Origin of the sequence: Pseudocolwellia antarctica (assembly GCF_049933045.1) — a bacterium.
Lineage (GTDB): Bacteria > Pseudomonadota > Gammaproteobacteria > Enterobacterales > Alteromonadaceae > Pseudocolwellia.
The window spans coordinates 4,294,086-4,313,954 of record NZ_CP187926.1; the positions used below are offsets into that span (position 1 = coordinate 4,294,086).

Below are 19,869 nucleotides of genomic sequence, written 5' to 3' on the forward strand. Positions count from 1 at the left end.
TCGTCTCTGCTGTATAATTCGCGCCCAATTATAGCCTATTGAGCAAGAAGCCCGTGTTAGAGAAATTACGTAATGTTGCGATCATCGCCCACGTTGACCATGGTAAAACTACCCTAGTCGATAAATTATTAAGTCAATCAGGTACTTTAGACGCGAGAAGCGGCCTAGAGGAACGTACGATGGACTCAAACGATATCGAAAAAGAACGCGGTATCACCATCCTAGCTAAGAACACAGCTATTAACTGGGGAGAATATCGAGTAAACATCGTAGATACTCCAGGCCATGCTGATTTCGGCGGCGAAGTTGAACGTGTTATGTCAATGGTTGATTCAGTGCTACTTATAGTAGATGCACAAGAAGGCCCAATGCCACAAACGCGTTTTGTAACTAAAAAAGCGTTTGCTCAAGGTTTAAAGCCAATTGTTGTTATCAACAAAATTGATAAGCCAGGCGCTCGTCCTGATTGGGTAATGGATCAAGTTTTTGATTTATTCGATAATTTAGGTGCAACTGACGATCAGTTAGATTTTAAAGTTGTATATGCTTCAGCTATCAACGGTTGGTCTTCTTTAGAAGAAGATGTTGTTGGCGAAGATATGACTCCTTTATTCCAAACAATCATCGACGAAGTGCCAGCTCCTAATGCAGATGCAGATGGCGCATTCCAAATGCAAATATCTCAAATTGATTACAGCTCTTACTTAGGTGTAATAGGTGTTGGTCGTATTACACGTGGTTCAGTTAAACCAAATCAACAAGTTACTATTGAAGGTGCTAACGGTAAGCTACATAACGGCAAAGTAGGTAAAGTTTTTGGTTACTTAGGCTTAGAGCGTCACGAAAGTGAAATTGCTCATGCTGGTGATATTATTGCGATTTCTGGTTTAGGCGAGCTTAAAATTTCAGACACAATTTGTTGTCCAAATGAAGTTGCTGCATTACCACCGTTATCTGTTGATGAACCAACTATTAACATGACGTTCCAAGTAAACACTTCACCATTTTGTGGTCAAGAAGGTAAATTTGTTACTTCACGTAATATTAAAGAGCGTTTAGATAAAGAACTTATTCATAACGTTGCTTTACGTGTTGAACAACTTGATGATGCTGATAAATTTAAGGTATCTGGTCGTGGTGAACTTCATTTAGGTATTTTAATTGAAAACATGCGTCGTGAAGGCTATGAATTAGCTGTATCACGTCCTGAAGTTATTATCCGTGAAGTTGATGGTAAACTTGAAGAACCATATGAATCAGTAACTATTGATGTTGAAGAAGCACATCAAGGTCCTATCATGGAGAAGATGGGTGTACGTAAAGCTGAACTAACAGATATGGCACCAGATGGTAAAGGTCGTATTCGTATGGACTTTATTATGCCAAGCCGTGGTTTAATTGGTTTCCAAACAGAATTTATGACATTAACGTCTGGTTCTGGTTTGATTTACCATACATTCCTAGAGTATGGACCTCATAAAGGTGGCGAAATTGGTCAACGTTTGAATGGTGTAATCGTTGCTAATGCTACAGGTAAAGCATTAACAAACGCACTATTTAACTTACAATCTCGTGGACGTTTATTTATCGGTCATGGTGTTGATGTTTATGAAGGTCAAATCATTGGTATTCATAGCCGTGATAACGACTTAACAGTTAACGCGTTAAAAGGTAAGCAATTAACTAACGTTCGTTCTTCTGGTACAGATGAAGCACAAACATTAACGCCACCAATTATCATGTCTTTAGAGCAAGCTCTTGAATTCATTGATAACGATGAACTAGTTGAAGTTACACCTGAAAATATTCGTATACGTAAGAAATTCTTGAAAGAGAATGAGCGTAAACGTGAAGGTCGTGGTCCTAAGTAAGTATAATTAAGAATTCGAAAAGCCATTACTTTTAAAGTAGTGGCTTTTTTTTGTCTAAAATATCACTTTCTTTCATTTCTTATTTCGGCAAAAAAATACTTGTATCTATGCAGGTAAAAATTCTAATCGATCAAATGTAATACCAATTTGATTAATTAAGTGATCTACTTTTTCATGAGGAAAAATAGATAATTACAAAGCATAAAATTTAGTCAGTAGTTATTCTACTTATAAATTTTATAACGCCGTCATTATTAATTTTAACCGTTAAAAATGAGCCGTTAATTAATCAACTTGGTATAAATATGAGGTTTAATTGATTGTCTCTAATTCAAATTGGTTATCGAAGATATTTTTATTCATATTTACTGGCTGAACTCGATAAGCCAACTACACTTTAATTAGTACTTAAATTTATAAACTCTAAATTTAGTTTGTAAATTTCAAAGGTGTCTGTTTTTCAGTTACATAAGGAGATATAAGTGAAAGATGCAGAAATGAGAAAATTAAGTCAACTGTTCGAAAAGATGGTTGCAAACAAAGCAAGTGCTGATGAACAGCAACAGTTAACTTGGCTTTACCAGGTGTTTATTGATGAGGGCAGGGAAGGTGTAAGTAATGTTGAGCCATTTAACTCGAGAAAAAATATCATGTAAATTATCACTTAAATTATAGCCATAACTTAAGTGATATAATTTATCTCATCGCTAATTTGAAGCTTTAAATCTTGCCGCATCAATAATTGCCCATAAATGCATTACAGGTCCTAATATCCAACCAATAAGTATTATTGCTGTTCCCCAAGCTATGGCAGTGAAAACAAAAAATAGTATAGCGGCTAATACTCTCCCTTGTACTAATTGCCCTAATCCAGGGATGAAAATATTACAAATAGCAGCTAAAACATTACCGCCCGAACCTTGATCTGACATAAATAAACCTCGTTAAAATAGATAATATTGATTCACTAAAATTATAACTATTTATACAGAAATAATATCTTAATGCTTAGTTGATTAACTTATTAGTCAACAGATTATTAATAACACTTCTATTACTTTCAACAACGTTATGTTGTTAAATGAAGTGACTATTTATATTGGTATTTATTGTTAACCTAGCATTAAAATCTTGTACGCTTAGTATAATTTCGTTTCGTGTTACTGATAATAAGTCTATCATACTATTAATAATGCACTTTTAAAAAATCGAATTGTGGAAATATGAATCTTTACGAAAAAATAAGAAACTACGCACACTGGAAAATAATCGCAAAGTTCGGTCTTTATCTGTTTAAAAGAGTACAGCATGAACAAATACATGTTGTTGCTGGGTATTTATCTTATGTAACTTTAATGTCGCTTGTACCACTTATGGTGGTGATGTTGTCTATAATGACCGCTTTTCCTATATTTTCAGATATTAGAGAAGTAGTAGAAGGTGTTATTTATAATAACTTCGTTCCTACATCAGGTGATGTTGTTCAGCATCATCTCACTGGTTTTGTTGATAACGCTTCTAAAATGTCAGCTATCGCTGTTTCCTTTCTTTTCGTATTTGCCTTACTTCTTATCTCTGCGATAGATAAAACGTTTAATAAGATATGGCGGGTGAATAAACCAAGACGAATAGTTACTTCATTTTCTATGTATTGGATGGTATTAACCCTAGGACCTATCCTTGCTGGTGGTAGTATTGTTGTTACCTCATATATTGCTTCGTTAGTTTCATTAGGTGATTACGATGTGTATGGTGTTGCTAATATATTTTTAAGGCTATTACCTTTATTGGCATCAGCAGGAGGGTTCTTAGTTTTATATATGATTGTTCCGAATAAAATGGTCGTTTTTAAATATGCATTAACAGGTGCAGTAACTGCGGCAATATTATTTGAAATAGCGAAAAAAGGTTTTGCTTTTTATGTTACTCAACTACCTTCTTATCAAGCTATATATGGTGCCTTAGGTACCATTCCTATTCTCTTCTTATGGGTGTATTTGTCATGGTTGGTTACTTTAATTGGTGCGGTATTAACAGTAGCTCTACAAGATTTTAGTGATGAACAAGTTGCTGAAAATAATAATGAATAATTGAGGTGATTTATGTCTAGAACACTGTTTCCTAAAATATCATCTTACCATCAAGAATGTTTAGATGTAGGTGATGGGCACCAACTGTACTTAGAACAATCAGGAAACCCTAAAGGTATTCCTGTTATTTATTTACATGGTGGACCTGGTGGTGGTTCTAGCGAAAATCATAGACGTTATTTTGATCCTAATTTATATCATATCATTTTATTTGATCAGCGCGGTTGTGGACAATCCAACCCTGCTCCAAGTATTGAAAATAATACTACGAAAGACTTAGTCGCCGATATTGAAAAAATAAGAGAACATTTAAACATAAAACAATGGCTCATTGCTGGAGGTTCTTGGGGTACAACATTAGCAATGGTTTATGGTATTGCTTATCCTGAGAAAGTACTTGGATTTATATTGAGAGGTTTATTTTTAGGTACCCAAACTGAGTTTGATTGGCTCTATAGACCTGCAGGAGTTCAACGCTTTTTCCCTGAATATTATCAAGAGTTCTGTAAAAATATGTCTGGCGATGAACAATGTGACCCGTTGATTTATTATCATAAAAAATTACATTCAGAGAATGAGATAGCCGCTATATCAGCCAGTAAAAAATGGTATTTATGGGAACTAAGACTCGCGAGTCTAGAGCATCCTAGTATTGGTAGTTTACAGGTAGATGATGCGCACCAAGCTTTGTGTATGGCTAAATTATCGAGTCATTATTTTATTAACAATGCTTTTCTTTCTGAAAATTATATTTTGAAAAACTTACATAAAATTAAAGATATACCTGCTGTTTTGATCCATGGACGATATGACATGGTTTGCCAATTATACATTGCTCAACAAATTACAGATCAATGGGACAATGCACATCTTCATACCTTACCTTGTGCAGGTCATAGTGGCTTTGAACGACAAACCATAGATGCCTTTTGTAAAGCGACTGATACTATGGCTGAATTTTTAAACGAGAAGGGTTCGTAAAGTTATATGATTGCATTATTACAAAGAGTCACTGAAGCAAGTGTTACTGTAAATGGCGAAATAACAGGTGAAATAGAAAAAGGTTTATTAGTATTTGTGGCTATTGAACCAACAGATGATGCAGCTAAAGCTAAGCGTTTAGCTCAAAGAGTCGCTGGGTATCGCATATTTGAAGATAATAATGGAAAAATGAACCTTAATGTTGAGCAAGCTGGTGGTGAGATTTTAGTGGTTTCTCAGTTCACTTTAGCCGCAGATACATCTAAAGGGTTACGTCCGAGTTTTACCAATGCTGCTGCTCCTGAAATCAGTAAAGGTTTGTATGAAGATTTTTGTAAAAACCTTAGAGAATTAGGTTTTAGAGTACCAACGGGCATTTTTGGTGCTGATATGAAAGTACGATTACTTAATGATGGACCTGTCACTTTTAGACTTACTTGTTAACATCAAATTATTAGCACCAAAGTCATCAGAAAGGTGACTAAAATCGTAATCTAAAAACATAAGAAAAATTAATTAAATGGGCGAAGCTGTGAGTACAAGTGTAGGTATTATAGGGTGTGGGTGGTTAGGTAAAGCACTAACTGAAAAATTAATAAGTCAGCACTATTCAGTTGTTGTTTCTACTCAGCACCAAGATAAAGTAGAGCAATTATCGCAATTGGGCGCTCAAGTTGAATGCTTTAGTTTATCTGATTCTTCTCCATCGATTACTGACTTTACACTTTCTTTATTCAAACAGTCTTGCGTTATTATCGCCATACCTCCAGGAATACGCCAAGGGCGTAAAGATTATGCAGATAAAATTAAACATATTGTTCAACTTGCACAATCGGGTGATGTAAAACAGCTCATAATGATCAGTTCAACCGCTGTATATAATGGATTGGATGGGGATATTAAAGAAGATTGTGCATTAAACTTATCTTCAGAAAAAACAGCTATTATTCATCAAGCAGAAGAAGCTGCTCTTAAATTTTCAGGTGAAACTATTATTTTAAGACTTTCGGGGTTAGTTGGACCTGATAGACACCCTGGTAAGTTTTTAAAAAGTGGTCGCTTGTTATCTGATCCGGATGCTACAACAAACCTTATTCACCAACATGACGCTGTTGGTTTATTGTTTGGGCTTATCAATGCGCCTGCACATAGCTCTATTTATAATGGGTCAAGTCATACTTATGTCGCTAAACGTAAATATTACGAACAAGCAGCACTAGAACTTGGACTTGCTAAACCAGAGTTTGTTGAGGTCGTAAATACTAACTCGAATAATGATTTATCTGTTGCCAATAAAATTATCAACGCTGATAAAATAAGAAATTTCCTGTCTTATACTTTCCAATATGATGACTTACTGTCTTGGTTATCGCATTCATAATTTTTGTAAATGAAATTTAATTAAAAGTGTTCCAATTGCTATGAGATGGTTTAAAAGTAAAAGCTTCACTCTCTTTATCGTATTATTACTGCATATCACTTTGCTTGATCTTGTAATGATCACTTATAAAGGAGCACAAATATTAGTTGATAAGAATATAGAGTTAGAAACGATTATTACTCATCTACTTATTGTATGCGTAAGTGTAGGCTTTTATTACTTACTTAATTATCTAGTGAGTCGTTTTAAAAAGTACCTTCAATAAGTTCAATGATTAGATGTAGCTTGTTTAACTTTAACTTTTATTCTCTTCGCGACTTTATCTAGATTTTCTCTAAATTCCATTTACGTTGTTTTATTTATTAATATTTATAACTTAGCTCATCATTTTCGTTTTAAAATGCCCTAAGAAATAGTATGTTGCCGATAATTAACCTATATTAGTTCATTAATAAGAATAAACTAATATAGGAATACAGGCACATGGAATTACTTTTACCTCTCATCTCAAGTCCCATTTTATGGATCACTCTTGTTGTATTATATACCTTAAAGAAGGGCATTTATTTTGTTCCACAAAACAGAGGTTATGTAATTTATACCTTAGGGAAGTACGATAAAACCTTATCAGCAGGACTTAACTTTATTATTCCGTTTGTTCAATCAGTTGCAGCCGACAGAAACTTAAAAGAGCAATCTTTAGATATTGCATCTCAATCGGCTATTACCAAAGATAACATTTCATTAGAACTTGATGGCATTTTGTTTATGAAGGTTATAGATGCTGGTGCGGCAACCAATAACATTACCGATTATAAATTGTCGGTAACACAACTTGCGATGACAACTATGCGTAATGCTATTGGTTCAATGGAACTTGATGAGTGTTTTCAATCAAGAGACATGATTAATGCAACCATATTAGCAGCAATGACTGAAGCTACATCTCCTTGGGGTGTAATGGTTACTCGATATGAAATTCGCGATATTAGTCCACCACAAAGTATCCGTGAAGATATGGAAAAACAAATGACAGCAGAACGAGAAAAACGTTCTGTTATCTTAACAGCACAAGGTGTTAAAACAGCGTCGATAACTGAAGCTGAAGGCTTAAAAGCCGCACGAGTATTAGATGCTGAAGCGTCAAAAGCAGAGCAAGTATTAAATGCAGAAGCAGATAAAGAAAAACAAATTTTAGAAGCAACAGGTAAAGCCGAAGCCATTCGCTTAGTTGCCGAGGCCGAAGCTGCAGCATTAGCCACTATAGGTGATGCTGCAAATACTGATAGTGGTAAAGCCGCTATAACGCTTAACTTAGCTCAAGATGCCATTGCTGCTCATAAGGCAATTGCTTCGCAAAGTACAGTTGTATTAACTGATGGTAAAACAGGTGACAATATTGCTAACACCGTAGCGCAAGCTATTGCTGTTTCAGGATCTTTAAAGTTACCTCAAGTTAGTGCATCTTAAAGTTAACTTTTAAGGATTATATATGGACCTCATTAATTACTTTTCAGAGCATCATGCTCAATTTCTTTATTTGATAGCGGGTATAAGTTTTATAGTTGAACTTACCGTACTTGGAATGAGCGGACCTTTATTATTTATCGCTATTGCTAGTGTGTTGACAGGGATTTTCGTGCAACTCAATATATTGTCTGGTTGGGAGAGTGAGCTTTTATCTGTTGGTGTTCTAACTGCATTGATTGCATTGTTGTTATGGAAACCTCTTAAGTCTTTTCAAAACTCAAGCAGTGGCTCAGATACCAGCAGCGATATGATTGGTAAGCAGGTACCGAGTTCTGCTGAAATTACTCATGTGGCAGGGAAAATACGTTTTTCAGGTGTTGATTGGAGTGCTAGATTAGCAAGTGATTGTGCTGTTGATGCTATTCAAGCTGATAAGCCATGCGTTATAACAGGCGTAGACGGTAATGTTATGTTGGTAAAACCGCTATAAGTTAGTAGGTTAATATTATAAATAAATTAGTATAAAAATCAGCATCAAAAAAGCCAAATCATAGTGATTTGGCTTTTTGTTTTATACGCGTTATTTAAGCAGGACTTAGTTACAAGCTTGGTAATAAACCTTGAGTTGAGAACTGGTTAAATACCGCATTAGAAATAATACCTGAGGCTTTTTCAATATCAGGTGAAAAGTGTCTATCTTTATCATAAAAACTCACTTGATCACGTAAAATCTGTTTAGCTTTTTCTATGATTAGTGAACCTTTTAATGGGCTTCTGTAATCTAAACCTTGAGCAGATGCTAAATATTCAATGGCTAATACGCCGTTAGTATTTTCACTCATTTCTGCCAAGCGTCTACCTGCGAAGGTTGCCATAGAAACATGATCTTCTTGATTTGCTGAAGTCGGTAAACTATCGACAGAAGCGGGATGAGCTAATGATTTATTTTCAGAAGCTAATGCAGCTGAAGTTACTTGAGCAATCATGAAGCCTGAGTTTAACCCGCCATTATCCACTAAAAACGGAGGTAAATTACTTAAGTGAGAATCTATCAGTAACGCCATTCTTCTTTCAGAGAGCGAACCTATTTCAGCAATCGCTAAAGCTAAGTTATCTGCAGCCATAGCAACTGGTTCTGCATGAAAATTACCTGCAGAAATAAAGTCACCTTCATTAGCAAATACTAAAGGGTTATCAGTAACGCCATTGGCTTCAATATGTAACACGTCGGCTGCTTGTCTTATTTGCGTTAAACAGGCACCCATTACTTGAGGCTGGCAACGAAGTGAGTAAGGGTCTTGTACTTTTTCACATTTTTCATGTGATGATCCAATCTCAGAGTTTGTACTTAATACATGTCGGTAAGCCTTTGCGACATCAATTTGCCCTATTTGTCCGCGTACAATATGAACTCTTTCATCAAAAGGTGCTCTGCTACCTAAAGCTGCTTCAACAGACATCGAACCAATAACAACTGCTGCTGAGAATAAGTCTTCTGATAAAAATAAACCTTCAAGAGCAAATGCTGTAGAGGCTTGTGTGCCGTTGAGTAATGCCAAACCTTCTTTCGCCGCTAAGGTTATAGGCTCTAATCCTGCTATAGCTAAAGCTTCTTTGGCTGGAAGTACTTGGTTTTGATAAGTCATCTCACCTTCACCTAATAAAGGTAAAACCATATGAGATAAAGGGGCTAAATCGCCAGATGCGCCAACTGAACCTTTTTTGGGTACGCATGGGTAAACTTTTTTATTTAACAGCGTTATTAAGGTTTGAATGACTTGTAAACGAATACCTGAAAAACCACGAGATAATGAATTTATTTTTAATACCATCATTAATCTAACGGTGGACTCGTCCATGTTTTTTCCAAAACCAGCCGAATGAGATAAAACAATGGAACGTTGTAGTAACTCTAATTCATCATTTTTAATACGTGTGCTGGCGAGTAAACCAAAGCCTGTATTTATTCCGTATACCACTCTATTTTCTTTAATAACTTGTTGAACAGCTTCTGCACTTTTATTGATGTTCTCAAAAGCGTTTTCATTAAGTGTAAAATGATCATAGCCATTACGTTGTACGGTACGTAACTGTTGTAAAGTCAGCTTTCCTGGAGATATGTTTAAGGTGTTTACTTGTGTCATGGTTATCTCCTAAGCTTGTTTTGTGTTTTGGGTATTGTTAGTGATCATAGGTAAGTTTAAACCTTGTTCTTGCGCACAGGTTTGTGCTAGTTCGTATCCTGCATCGGCATGTCGCATAACACCTGTGGCAGGGTCATTCCAAAGTACACGACTTAAGCGCTTTTTAGCTGCTTCCGTTCCGTCGGCAACAATAACTACACCTGAATGTTGGCTAAAGCCCATGCCTACGCCACCACCGTGATGAAGGCTTACCCAAGTTGCTCCGCCTGATGTTGAAAGTAGAGCATTCAGTAAAGGCCAGTCAGAAACGGCATCTGAACCATCTTTCATACTTTCTGTCTCACGGTTAGGTGAAGCAACAGAGCCAGAATCTAAATGGTCTCTTCCAATTACAACGGGTGCTGATAATTCGCCTGAAGCAACCATGTCGTTAAAAGCAACCGCTAAACGAGCACGATCTTTTAGACCAACCCAACAAATACGTGCTGGCAGCCCTTGAAATTCAATACGCTCGCGTGCCATATCTAACCAGTTATGTAGATGTGGGTTATCAGGAATAAGTTCTTTAACTTTAGCGTCTGTTTTATAAATGTCTTCAGGATCACCTGATAATGCGACCCAACGAAATGGACCTATGCCTTCACAAAATAATGGACGTACGTAAGCTGGAACAAAACCTGGAAAATCAAAGGCATTGGTAACACCTTCTTCTAAAGCCATTTGGCGAATGTTGTTACCATAATCGGTTGTTGCCGCACCTGCCTTTTGTAAATCAAGCATAGCTTGTACTTGTATCGCCATGGATTGTTTTGCAGCTTTTACTACGTTAGCTTCATTTTCTTTTCTACGCTCAACAGCTTCTTCCATCGTCCAACCTTGAGGTAAGTAACCATTAAGGGGATCATGAGCGGAAGTTTGATCGGTTACTACATCTGGCGTTATGCCACGTTTTACTAATTCAGGAAATACATCAGCGGCATTACCAAGTAAGCCAACAGAAACTGCTTCACCTTTTGATGTAGCTTCATTAATCATTGCTAAGGCTTCATCTAAAGACGTAGCTTTCTTATCAACGTAACGTGTTTTTAATCTGAAATCGATGCGTGATTCGTCACACTCGACAACCAATGCTGAAAACCCAGCCATAGTTGCTGCTAAAGGTTGAGCTCCACCCATACCGCCTAAGCCGCCTGTAAGTACCCACTTACCTTTAGCACTACCACCAAAATGTTGTTTTGCCATAGCAACAAAGGTTTCATATGTTCCTTGAACAATACCTTGCGAGCCGATGTAGATCCAAGAGCCAGCCGTCATTTGGCCGTACATCATCAAGCCTTTCTTATCTAACTCATTGAAGTGTTCCCACGTTGCCCAATGAGGTACGAGGTTAGAGTTAGCAATAAGTACGCGTGGTGCATCTTCGTGTGTTGTAAAAACACCTACAGGCTTACCTGATTGAATAAGTAAGGTTTCATAATTTTCAAGCTGCTCAAGGGTTTCAACTATTTTATCAAAACATTCCCAATCTCTTGCTGCTCTGCCAATACCGCCATATACCACAAGCGATTGAGGATGCTCTGCTACTTCAGCATCAAGGTTGTTCATTAGCATGCGCTTAGCCGCTTCAGTTAACCAACTTTTAGTCGTGATTGTTGTGCCAGTGTCAGCCTTTATAATTCGGCTTGTATCAATGCGTTTATCCGCGATGTTTTTTTCATTCGTGGTCATTCTTCAATCCTCATCTTTCAAAATTATTGGCTAGTTTTAAAAAACTAAGCGGCTACCTAAGCGATACTTGTCACCTGGTGAAGTTAATATGGCTAAACTGACAACGCCGTTACTTGACCATGTTCTGCGTTTAACTTGTAAACAAGGCTTTGTGGTTGCGATTTTTAATAGCTCAGCGACTGATCGCGATGCAAGTATGGCTTCAATTTCGTGTGTTGCTTCTGTAAGCGGCGCTTCTAGCGTTAAGTATTCGTGCGGAGTTATTTGATTAAAATCTTGTTTAATATAATCAGGTACCAAAGCACTATTTACGTATCTTTGTTCGAGTTGAATAGGTTCATCGTTCTCAAAATGTAATAGTTCTGAATAATAAACAGAGTCTGAAGCTGACACATTTAATAATATGGCGAGCTCGTTGGTGACGTCTACTTTTTCTAAAGTTATCGTTTCAGAACTATGTTGATGACCGCGTTCAAAAATTTCGTCAGCTATACTTCTAATTTCTAAAATTGATGATTGTGATTTAAAGGTCGCAACAAAAGTGCCTGCACCTTGAGAACGTACAAGTACACCTTGTTCGGTTAATTCTTGTAACGCTCTTCTTGCAGTCATTCTGCTAACAGAAAACTGTTCAGCAAGTTCGTTTTCAGAAGGCACTTTTTTATTTTGTTGCCAAAGTCCTGATTCTATTTTCTGGCAGATAAACTGTTTGATAACAGTAAACTTGGCTGCTGACTTTTTTTTAATTGGTGCTTTTGCTGGCGTCTTTGCTTTCATCTTGATCCCAAACTGTGTTTTTAAATGTCTATCTTATTTATACAATCTCATTTTATTTACTAAAAATCAACACTTGTATATACAAGTGTTGATCCTTTTATTGCTATCAAGTAAAGTAAGCTTATCGAGTCGCTACGTAGTGAGTAATAAAATGACAAACATTCAAATAGATAAACCTTGTTGGGACATACTTTGGATCAATGTAAACATTGCCACTATGGCTGCGGGCGAGAATAAAGCTGAAAGAGAAAACGTTTCTAAAGACGATGAAGATTTAGGTTATTTGGATTATGGCATTATTAAAAATGCTGCTATCGCTATCTCAAAAGGAAAAATAGCTTGGTTAGGTTGCATGAAAGACTTAGCGGGTATTCAGTATTCAGTTAAACAAGTTATTGATGGTAAACATCAGTGGTTAACGCCTGGCTTAATTGATTGCCATACACATATTGTTTTTGGTGGTAATCGCGCCAATGAATTTGAGATGCGCTTGCAAGGTAAAAGCTATGAAGAAATAGCTAAAGCAGGCGGTGGGATTATTTCAACGGTTGCAGCAACTCGTAATGCAACCTATCAGGAGTTGTTTAAAAGTGCTAAGAAACGTTTAACAGCGTTACATAATGAAGGCGTAACAACTGTTGAGATTAAGTCTGGCTATGGATTAGATTTAGCGTCTGAAGCTAAAATGTTAAGGGTAGCTAAGCAATTAGCTGATGCACTTCCTGTTACGGTTAAAAAAACTTTTTTAGGCGCACATGCCATTCCTACTGAATATCAAAATAACTCACAAGGTTATATTGATGAGGTTTGTAATAATATGCTCCCAGATATTGCAGCAAAAGGCTTAGCCGATGCCGTAGATGTTTTTTGTGAAAATATTGGTTTTACTTTAAAGGAAACTGAACAAGTTTTTGAAGCCGCAGCAAAGTTAAATTTGCCTGTAAAAATACATGCTGAACAACTTTCTAATATGAAAGGAGCTAAGCTAGCTGCAAAATACAAAGCGCTGTCGGCAGATCATCTCGAATACTTATGCGAAGATGGTGTAAAGGCAATGCATGAAGCTAATATGACAGCCGTTTTACTACCTGGAGCTTATTACTTTTTACGTGAAACTAAGTTACCTCCAATGGAATTGTTAAGAAAGTATAACGTGCCAATGGCGATTGCTACCGACTCTAATCCTGGTTCATCACCGATTACTTCAATACAGCTTATGTTAAATATGGCGTGCACTTTATTTAGATTTACGCCACTAGAGGCATTAGCTGGTGTAACTATTAACGCGGCTAAAGCTTTAGGTGTTGATGAATCAAAAGGTAAATTAGCCGTTGGGTATGACGCAGATATTGCTTGTTGGGACATAGAACAGCCAGCCGAACTTGCCTATCAATTTGGCGTTAACCCCTTAACATCATTGATGAAAGAAGGGTGTATAGTTATTTAGCTCTGTACAAATGAGCATCTAAGTTCTACTCTTAAATAAAGTTTTAAGTAACATTTCTGTAAGCACTTTTTATATTTGAGTATCAAACATGGATTTTTGTGTACCACATCGGGTTAAATCTAACCTAAAAACCACTTTATATGCTGTTTTAAGTATATTGTGTTTTACCTCGTTTTCAGCTTATTCAGCCACTTCTACATCTACATATGGCGTTATTAATCTCGCTTTTATTTTAGGGATAAGTATTCCCGTTATCGTTATATCTTTGTTATATAAGTTTAAAGAGGCGTTTCAATTACGCTTTTTTGTATTATTAACATTAAGTTTGATTGGGATGATTTATTTTGTCGCCTTTTCTGAACAAGATAATACAAATATAGTATTAAGTTTTGCTGCACTTTATCTCGTGTTTATTTATTTTAGTTGGTCGTCTAATAAAGCTGAATTAATTCCTATTGTGACAACGGTTAGCCATGTTGTAGTTTTAGCTTTTTCAGCTATATATATTGCTCTTGTTAGTTTTAACGTCACAGAAAATAACGCTATTTTGTGGTTGTTTATCAGCGGTATTACCTTAGCTTTAATCGCAGTAAGAATACATTGCACTACAACTAGTGTTAAAGCCTGCATGACTAAGATGTTCATTCTTTTATTACCTGCTATTTATTTTTCAGTTATTGTTTTTTTCTGGGTAAATAAAAATATTGAAGAACAATTATTTTTGATTAATAGTTTAAGCGCTTACTTGCTGTTTTTCTTCGCAAGTTTTTGGCGAATAAGTACGCGCTACAATACTAAAAGTAAAAACTTAAGACAAGAAGCCAACTTATTTTCAGGAACAAATGATTTCTCGAATAGTTCAAGTGATACCGCCACTAATCTCCCTTCTCAACAACAAGCCTTTCAAAGTATACATAAGGTGTTAAAGAGCCACTCTAAAGACAAATTCGCTATTATTGTTTTTAAGCCTATTAATTTTCAGCAAGTAAACAAAATATTAGGTCATAAAAATTCCGATATTTTGCTTTTACAATTAGCTTATTGTTTACAAAAAAGTGTTGAATCTAATAAAAACTTGATTAACTTTGGCAGTAAATTAGCACCTGTACGTATTGCTAGATTACGTGGTTTACACTTTTTAGTTGTTTTACAATTACCTGAAAAAAGCAAGGATCAAGACATTCTTGCTGAAATGCTTTCTCAGGAATTAACTGCAGCAGTTCCAGATGCGATGAGTTTTAAAAGTTTTTCATTAAACTTTGAATTAACTTTTGGTATTTCATTTATTAATGAATACGTAAATAGTTTATCGCAAACTGTTGCCCATGCAGAAGATGCCTTGCTTACTGCAGAAAGTAATCAAGTGCTAATTAGCTATTTTAATAAAGACGAAATGATTTATAACGAATCGCATTTATTGCAAATGGAACGCTTGAAGCAAGATATTGTTGACGACAATTTATATTGGTATGTACAGCCGCAAACAAACCTTAAAGATAAAAAATTAGTCGGTTTTGAATTGTTAGTACAATGGCAGAATGAAAACAATATGCCGATTGAGTTTCAAGGCTTTATTGATACTGCAGAACACAGCGGTGAAATCTATTTTTTAACCAAACAGATGATCACCAGAGCGTTTAAATTAATTTTAAAACTTCAACGTGCATCAAATTATGAAAGAGTTTCAATTAAACTATTGAGTCAGTATTTACTTGAACCGGATTTAGTTAGTTTTATTGAAAAACAAATTACGATGTATAACGTACCGGCTAAATATTTAGTGATTGAACTGCCAGAGAAAATTGTGCTCTCTGCGAGTGAAAGAGCAAAAAACATTATTGATGAGCTTAAGTCATTAAATGTGAACATTGCTATTTCAGACTTTTCAGGAAGCTATGAGTCTTTGCGTTATATAAGAAAAATGGCAGTTCATCAGGTTAAAATTGATTGTGAGCGTATAACTGAGGAAGTGGATGATCCTGAAAATGCAATTATTACTTCTTTAATTGAGTTGACCAAGAAAATGGAATTACCATTAATCGGGACCTCTATAAATAATAGAACAACTGAAAAAGCGTTTACTTTAATGGGCGGTGAGTTAGTACAAGGTGAAATAGTAGATATTGGCGTTACGAGCGATAATATAAGTACTTGGGTCACTACGTGGAATAATTTATATAACCCCGTTTGATAGGGTTATATAAATATAAGAACGGTAAAAGCTAGATAAGCCTAATTAATGACTCTAGCTTTAACTTATGTCTAAAGGCTCAGGTGATAAAATAATCCCGGTATTGTCAGCATATAAGTAATCGTCAGGTAAGAAAGTTACACCGCCAAAGTTTATGGCTAAGTCGCTTTCACCCGCTTCACTAGGAGATGCACCTACAGGAATAGGCACTAAGCTTTGAATACCAATATCAATCTCTTCTAAAGCATCTACGTTACATACACTGCCGTAACACACGATACCTTCCCAGCCATTTTCAGCTGCAGTTTCAACTATATCGCTATTCAATAATGCTCTGCGAGTAGAGCCACCGCCATCAATCACCATCACTTGTCCAACACCGTCGGTAGAAGCTAGCTGTAATATTAAGCCATTATTTTCGAAACACTTGATTGTTACTACTTTTCCGCCAAAAGAGTGTCGTCCGCCATAATTACTAAAAATGGGTTCGACTACATCAACTAAATCAGTATAAATAGAGCATAACTCGGTAGTATTGTATTCCATGGGTGTTTCCTAGCGTGGTTGAGGCTGTTCCTAAGAAGTTTTAGTATAACTGGCTTGAGATTAGGTTCAACTGTCTATTTTTTAGTTGTAGTAAAGTGCTATGTTACCGCTTTGAAATTAATAGATTCTTCTCTGCTGTTGGTACTGGATAAAGCATCAAGATATAACGACCAATTAGCTTCAAATGTTTCTGATAATTCGAGTAGATGAGTGGTCGAATAAATATCATTAAAACCATCATTAAAAATAAATCTGTGACCATGTTTACCTAAAGGTTCGATATGAGAAAGCTGTACATTTTTTTTGTGGAATACTTGAGGGATGTTGTTAGGTGTTGGTGCTTTTGCTGAGTGAGCTTTTTGACATTCGCTTGGTGAAAATATTCGTAAATATTCACAGCTCAATGAAAGTGGGTTGCTCTGTTCAGTTGAAGAGTCTTTAAGGCTTATCTCTAAAATATCTTGATCCGCATTAAGGGTGAATTTTGATACGTTTGTCATTTGGGCGCCTCATGAATCTTAAAGTAAAAAAAATGAGAGAAGTTAAAGCAGCTTCTCTCATTTTCAATTAATCTAAAGTACTTAATTTAGAAGTTAAGAGCAATTATAAAATAAAGCGACTTAAATCTTCATTCTTAACTAACTCAGTTAATGTTTTATCTACGTAAGCACTATCAATTTTAATCACTTCACCAGAACGTTCATCAGCGTTAAAAGATACTTCTTCAACCAAGCGTTCCATCATAGTATGTAAACGACGTGCACCAATGTTTTCAGTACTTTCATTCACTTGCCAAGCAGCATTAGCCAAAGCGCTTATACCATCTTCAGTGAACTCGATAGTTAAACCTTCAGTATTCATTAAGGCAATATATTGTTCAGTAAGTGAAGCATTTGGCTCTGTTAATATACGGACAAAATCTTCTGTTGTTAAAGGTTGTAACTCAACACGAATAGGTAAGCGACCTTGTAACTCAGGAATTAAGTCTGAAGGCTTAGCCATTTGGAAAGCACCAGAAGCAATAAATAAGATATGATCTGTTTTGATCATACCGTGCTTAGTGCTTACCGTTGAACCTTCAACTAAAGGTAATAAGTCACGTTGTACACCTTCGCGAGAAACGTCAGGTCCTGAAGAGTCACCACGCTTACAAATTTTATCTATTTCATCAATAAATACGATGCCGTTTTGCTCAACAGATTCAATCGCTTTTTGCTTGATATCGTCTTGATTAACAATCTTAGCCGCTTCTTCTTCTTGAAGTGCTTTTAAGGCTTTTTTGATGGTTAATTTACGCTTGCTTGTTTTGTCGTTAGACATGCCTTGGAACATGTTTTGTAGCTGTGAAGTCATCTCTTCCATACCAGGAGGAGCCATGATTTCAACACCTACTTGAGGAGCGGCTAAATCTAATTCAATTTCTTTGTCGTCTAACTGACCTTCACGTAATTTCTTACGGAAAACTTGACGAGTACTTGAATTATCAGCTTCTTCATCGTTTCCAAATGAATCGCGTGGGTTAGGAATAAGAATGTCTAAAATACGTTCTTCAGCAGCTTCTTCAGCTAAATGTTTAACGCGAGCCATTTCTTGCTCTTTCGTTAATTTAATCGCCATATCAGCAAGATCACGAATGATGGTTTCAACTTCTTTACCTACATAACCTACTTCAGTAAATTTAGTTGCTTCAACTTTGATGAAAGGAGCATTTGCTAACTTAGCAAGACGACGCGCAATTTCAGTTTTACCTACACCTGTAGGACCTATCATTAAAATATTTTTTGGTGTTACTTCGTTACGCAACTCTTCATTAAGTTGCATACGACGCCAGCGGTTACGAAGGGCAATAGCAACGGCTCTTTTAGCATCGCTTTGACCAACAATATGGCTATCTAATTCGGAAACAATTTCGCGAGGTGTCATATTCGACATGTTAATTCCTTAAAGCTTAAATTTATAGCTCATCAATGGTGTGTTGATGATTGGTAAATACACAAATGTCGCCAGCAATTTTTAAAGATTTCTCTACAATCTCTCTCGCTGATAATTCGGTATTTTCAAATAGTGCCGTTGCTGCTGATTGAGCGAAGTTTCCGCCGCTACCAATCGCAATTAAATCGTGTTCTGGCTGAACAACATCGCCGTTACCTGTAATAATTAATGACGCAGTTTCGTCTGCTACTACAAGTAAAGCTTCAAGCTTTCTTAAAGCACGGTCACTACGCCAATCTTTGGCAAGCTCAACAGCGGCTTTAGTTAAATGGCCTTGATGTTGTTCTAATTTACTTTCAAAACGTTCGAATAGGGTAAATGCGTCTGCTGTGCCGCCTGCAAAGCCAGCTAAAACTTTATTGTTATATAAACGGCGAACTTTACGTGCATTGCCTTTCATAACGGTATTTCCAAGAGACACTTGGCCGTCACCACCAATAGCTACTTTGCCATTGCGTCGTACTGAAACGATAGTAGTCATATTAAATCCAATCTATAAATCAGCATACTATTGTAACTAGTATGCTGATCTTTAATGTTTATGTATGTTCAAGAGGTAGGGGTGTGAGGCGATGATTTCAAGTATAGACGAGGAATTAATTCCATAACCAAATTTGACAGTAATTAATTTTGTTTCTTTTTAGTTTGTGTTTGTCTTTTTCTGCATCACGTTTTTTCTCGTATGGACCTAAGTAAACTCTGTAATAAGTTGAGTTAGCGCCAACGGGTGCACCTATTTGTGCAGAAAGACCTGCAAAGGCAATATTAGCCTTTAATACTTCCGCTTGTTTGAGGCTTTTAAATGAACCACATTGCATTTTATATGGACCACCTTGCTTAACATCATATTCGCCAACTTCAATTTTTTTATCTTCTAATTCTTTGCGATATGCCCACTTCTCTTTTGGTGGAGTAGGTAAGGTGGCTTTATCTTTTACTACTTCTTCAGCTTTTGGCGTTACTGCTGTTTGCGTTTCTTGCACTACAGGTGCTGCGGTGTCGTCACCTTTAATGCTCCATAACAAATAGATAAACCCACATAGAACAATCAGTGTGACTAAACCAATAAGTTTAACCTTTAGTGGTACGCCTTGTGGTTGTTGTTTAGCCGCAGGCTTTTTATAAGGACTTTTTTTGGGGTTTCTAGGACGAGAAACGTAATCTTGATGCGCCATGAAAGAATAATTTACAGGAAAAAATAATAAGTAATTTTAACGGACTTATGAATAAATGATACTACTTTTATTCATA

The 19,869-nt window shown here is 36.2% G+C and carries 20 protein-coding genes; 11 read left to right on the forward strand and 9 right to left on the reverse strand.

Annotation, left to right across the window (positions count from 1 at the left end; translation table 11 throughout):
- Positions 1–53 precede the first annotated feature (53 nt).
- Together typA and ACPUVN_RS18630 are read left to right on the forward strand one after the other, a co-directional pair.
- Positions 54–1,871, forward strand: a complete 1,818-nt coding sequence (typA, locus tag ACPUVN_RS18625) for a translational GTPase TypA (protein WP_426358827.1) — start codon at positions 54–56, stop codon at positions 1,869–1,871.
- 482 nt (positions 1,872–2,353) lie between these two features.
- Positions 2,354–2,527, forward strand: coding sequence for a hypothetical protein (locus ACPUVN_RS18630; protein ID WP_426358826.1), 174 nt, complete (start codon positions 2,354–2,356; stop codon positions 2,525–2,527).
- A 51-nt stretch (positions 2,528–2,578) separates the two neighbouring features.
- Here the strand turns inward: ACPUVN_RS18630 and ACPUVN_RS18635 are convergent, their stop codons facing one another.
- Positions 2,579–2,803 (reverse strand): hypothetical protein, encoded by a 225-nt coding sequence (locus ACPUVN_RS18635; protein ID WP_426358825.1) that lies wholly within the window; start codon positions 2,801–2,803, stop codon positions 2,579–2,581.
- A gap of 291 nt (positions 2,804–3,094) precedes the next feature.
- Here ACPUVN_RS18635 and ACPUVN_RS18640 point away from each other — a divergent pair, with 291 nt between their 5' ends.
- The 7 genes from ACPUVN_RS18640 (at position 3,095) to ACPUVN_RS18670 (ending at position 8,283) form a co-directional block, all read left to right on the forward strand.
- Positions 3,095–3,961, forward strand: coding sequence for a virulence factor BrkB family protein (locus ACPUVN_RS18640; protein WP_426358824.1), 867 nt, complete (start codon positions 3,095–3,097; stop codon positions 3,959–3,961).
- Between the two features lie 12 nt (positions 3,962–3,973).
- The gene (pip, locus tag ACPUVN_RS18645) at positions 3,974–4,942 is read left to right on the forward strand and encodes a prolyl aminopeptidase (RefSeq protein ID WP_426358823.1); all 969 of its coding nucleotides are present in this window, start codon (positions 3,974–3,976) and stop codon (positions 4,940–4,942) included.
- 6 nt (positions 4,943–4,948) lie between these two features.
- Positions 4,949–5,386, forward strand: a complete 438-nt coding sequence (dtd, locus tag ACPUVN_RS18650; protein ID WP_426369620.1) for a D-aminoacyl-tRNA deacylase — start codon at positions 4,949–4,951, stop codon at positions 5,384–5,386.
- Positions 5,387–5,474: 88 nt separating this feature from the next.
- Entirely contained in the window at positions 5,475–6,323 is an 849-nt protein-coding gene (locus ACPUVN_RS18655) for an NAD(P)H-binding protein (RefSeq protein ID WP_426358821.1), read from the forward strand.
- A 40-nt stretch (positions 6,324–6,363) separates the two neighbouring features.
- Positions 6,364–6,588, forward strand: a complete 225-nt coding sequence (locus tag ACPUVN_RS18660) for a hypothetical protein (protein ID WP_426358820.1) — start codon at positions 6,364–6,366, stop codon at positions 6,586–6,588.
- A 218-nt stretch (positions 6,589–6,806) separates the two neighbouring features.
- Complete coding sequence (locus ACPUVN_RS18665; RefSeq protein ID WP_426358819.1) at positions 6,807–7,793, forward strand: SPFH domain-containing protein; 987 nt, start codon at positions 6,807–6,809, stop codon at positions 7,791–7,793.
- A gap of 22 nt (positions 7,794–7,815) precedes the next feature.
- Positions 7,816–8,283, forward strand: a complete 468-nt coding sequence (locus ACPUVN_RS18670) for an NfeD family protein (RefSeq protein ID WP_426369621.1) — start codon at positions 7,816–7,818, stop codon at positions 8,281–8,283.
- 109 nt (positions 8,284–8,392) lie between these two features.
- Here ACPUVN_RS18670 and hutH read toward each other — a convergent pair whose 3' ends face one another.
- Genes hutH through hutC form a run of 3 tightly spaced genes read right to left on the reverse strand, consistent with a single transcriptional unit; the run spans position 8,393 to position 12,442 of the window.
- Complete coding sequence (hutH, locus tag ACPUVN_RS18675; RefSeq protein ID WP_426369622.1) at positions 8,393–9,937, reverse strand: histidine ammonia-lyase; 1,545 nt, start codon at positions 9,935–9,937, stop codon at positions 8,393–8,395.
- Positions 9,938–9,946: 9 nt separating this feature from the next.
- Positions 9,947–11,665 (reverse strand): urocanate hydratase, encoded by a 1,719-nt coding sequence (gene hutU, locus ACPUVN_RS18680; protein WP_426369623.1) that lies wholly within the window; start codon positions 11,663–11,665, stop codon positions 9,947–9,949.
- 36 nt (positions 11,666–11,701) lie between these two features.
- Entirely contained in the window at positions 11,702–12,442 is a 741-nt protein-coding gene (gene hutC / locus ACPUVN_RS18685; RefSeq protein ID WP_426369624.1) for a histidine utilization repressor, read from the reverse strand.
- Positions 12,443–12,593: 151 nt separating this feature from the next.
- Here hutC and hutI point away from each other — a divergent pair, with 151 nt between their 5' ends.
- On the forward strand, positions 12,594–13,889 hold the full coding sequence (hutI, locus tag ACPUVN_RS18690) for an imidazolonepropionase (RefSeq protein WP_426369625.1): 1,296 nt from the start codon (positions 12,594–12,596) through the stop codon (positions 13,887–13,889).
- 88 nt (positions 13,890–13,977) lie between these two features.
- Positions 13,978–16,080, forward strand: coding sequence for an EAL domain-containing protein (locus ACPUVN_RS18695; RefSeq protein ID WP_426369626.1), 2,103 nt, complete (start codon positions 13,978–13,980; stop codon positions 16,078–16,080).
- A gap of 60 nt (positions 16,081–16,140) precedes the next feature.
- On the opposite strand, the gene rraA is transcribed toward ACPUVN_RS18695, so the two are convergent.
- From rraA to ACPUVN_RS18720, 5 genes are all read right to left on the reverse strand, one after another.
- Positions 16,141–16,626 carry a ribonuclease E activity regulator RraA gene (gene rraA / locus ACPUVN_RS18700; protein WP_426358813.1) on the reverse strand — a complete coding sequence of 162 codons (486 nt, stop codon included), beginning with the start codon at positions 16,624–16,626 and terminating at the stop codon, positions 16,141–16,143.
- A 98-nt stretch (positions 16,627–16,724) separates the two neighbouring features.
- Positions 16,725–17,126, reverse strand: a complete 402-nt coding sequence (locus ACPUVN_RS18705) for a gamma-butyrobetaine hydroxylase-like domain-containing protein (protein WP_426358812.1) — start codon at positions 17,124–17,126, stop codon at positions 16,725–16,727.
- Between the two features lie 103 nt (positions 17,127–17,229).
- A complete protein-coding gene (gene hslU / locus ACPUVN_RS18710; protein ID WP_426358811.1) occupies positions 17,230–18,558 on the reverse strand; it encodes an ATP-dependent protease ATPase subunit HslU in 1,329 nt (442 codons plus the stop codon).
- A 22-nt stretch (positions 18,559–18,580) separates the two neighbouring features.
- Entirely contained in the window at positions 18,581–19,099 is a 519-nt protein-coding gene (gene hslV, locus ACPUVN_RS18715) for an ATP-dependent protease subunit HslV (protein WP_426358810.1), read from the reverse strand.
- 115 nt (positions 19,100–19,214) lie between these two features.
- A complete protein-coding gene (locus ACPUVN_RS18720; RefSeq protein ID WP_426358809.1) occupies positions 19,215–19,793 on the reverse strand; it encodes an SPOR domain-containing protein in 579 nt (192 codons plus the stop codon).
- Between the last annotated feature and the right edge of the window lie 76 nt (positions 19,794–19,869).

Excerpts from the sequence above, each read along its gene's own strand:
- ACPUVN_RS18635 (WP_426358825.1), bottom strand. The coding sequence starts at position 2,803 with ATGTCAGATCAAGGTTCGGGCGGTAATGTTTTAGCTGCTATTTGTAAT.
- ACPUVN_RS18640 (WP_426358824.1), top strand. The coding sequence starts at position 3,095 with ATGAATCTTTACGAAAAAATAAGAAACTACGCACACTGGAAAATAATC.
- pip (WP_426358823.1), top strand. The coding sequence starts at position 3,974 with ATGTCTAGAACACTGTTTCCTAAAATATCATCTTACCATCAAGAATGT.
- dtd (WP_426369620.1), top strand. The coding sequence starts at position 4,949 with ATGATTGCATTATTACAAAGAGTCACTGAAGCAAGTGTTACTGTAAAT.
- ACPUVN_RS18660 (WP_426358820.1), top strand. The coding sequence starts at position 6,364 with ATGAGATGGTTTAAAAGTAAAAGCTTCACTCTCTTTATCGTATTATTA.
- ACPUVN_RS18665 (WP_426358819.1), top strand. The coding sequence starts at position 6,807 with ATGGAATTACTTTTACCTCTCATCTCAAGTCCCATTTTATGGATCACT.
- ACPUVN_RS18670 (WP_426369621.1), top strand. The coding sequence starts at position 7,816 with ATGGACCTCATTAATTACTTTTCAGAGCATCATGCTCAATTTCTTTAT.
- hutH (WP_426369622.1), bottom strand. The coding sequence starts at position 9,937 with ATGACACAAGTAAACACCTTAAACATATCTCCAGGAAAGCTGACTTTA.
- hutU (WP_426369623.1), bottom strand. The coding sequence starts at position 11,665 with ATGACCACGAATGAAAAAAACATCGCGGATAAACGCATTGATACAAGC.
- hutC (WP_426369624.1), bottom strand. The coding sequence starts at position 12,442 with ATGAAAGCAAAGACGCCAGCAAAAGCACCAATTAAAAAAAAGTCAGCA.
- hutI (WP_426369625.1), top strand. The coding sequence starts at position 12,594 with ATGACAAACATTCAAATAGATAAACCTTGTTGGGACATACTTTGGATC.
- ACPUVN_RS18695 (WP_426369626.1), top strand. The coding sequence starts at position 13,978 with ATGGATTTTTGTGTACCACATCGGGTTAAATCTAACCTAAAAACCACT.
- rraA (WP_426358813.1), bottom strand. The coding sequence starts at position 16,626 with ATGGAATACAATACTACCGAGTTATGCTCTATTTATACTGATTTAGTT.
- ACPUVN_RS18705 (WP_426358812.1), bottom strand. The coding sequence starts at position 17,126 with ATGACAAACGTATCAAAATTCACCCTTAATGCGGATCAAGATATTTTA.
- hslU (WP_426358811.1), bottom strand. The coding sequence starts at position 18,558 with ATGTCGAATATGACACCTCGCGAAATTGTTTCCGAATTAGATAGCCAT.
- hslV (WP_426358810.1), bottom strand. The coding sequence starts at position 19,099 with ATGACTACTATCGTTTCAGTACGACGCAATGGCAAAGTAGCTATTGGT.
- ACPUVN_RS18720 (WP_426358809.1), bottom strand. The coding sequence starts at position 19,793 with ATGGCGCATCAAGATTACGTTTCTCGTCCTAGAAACCCCAAAAAAAGT.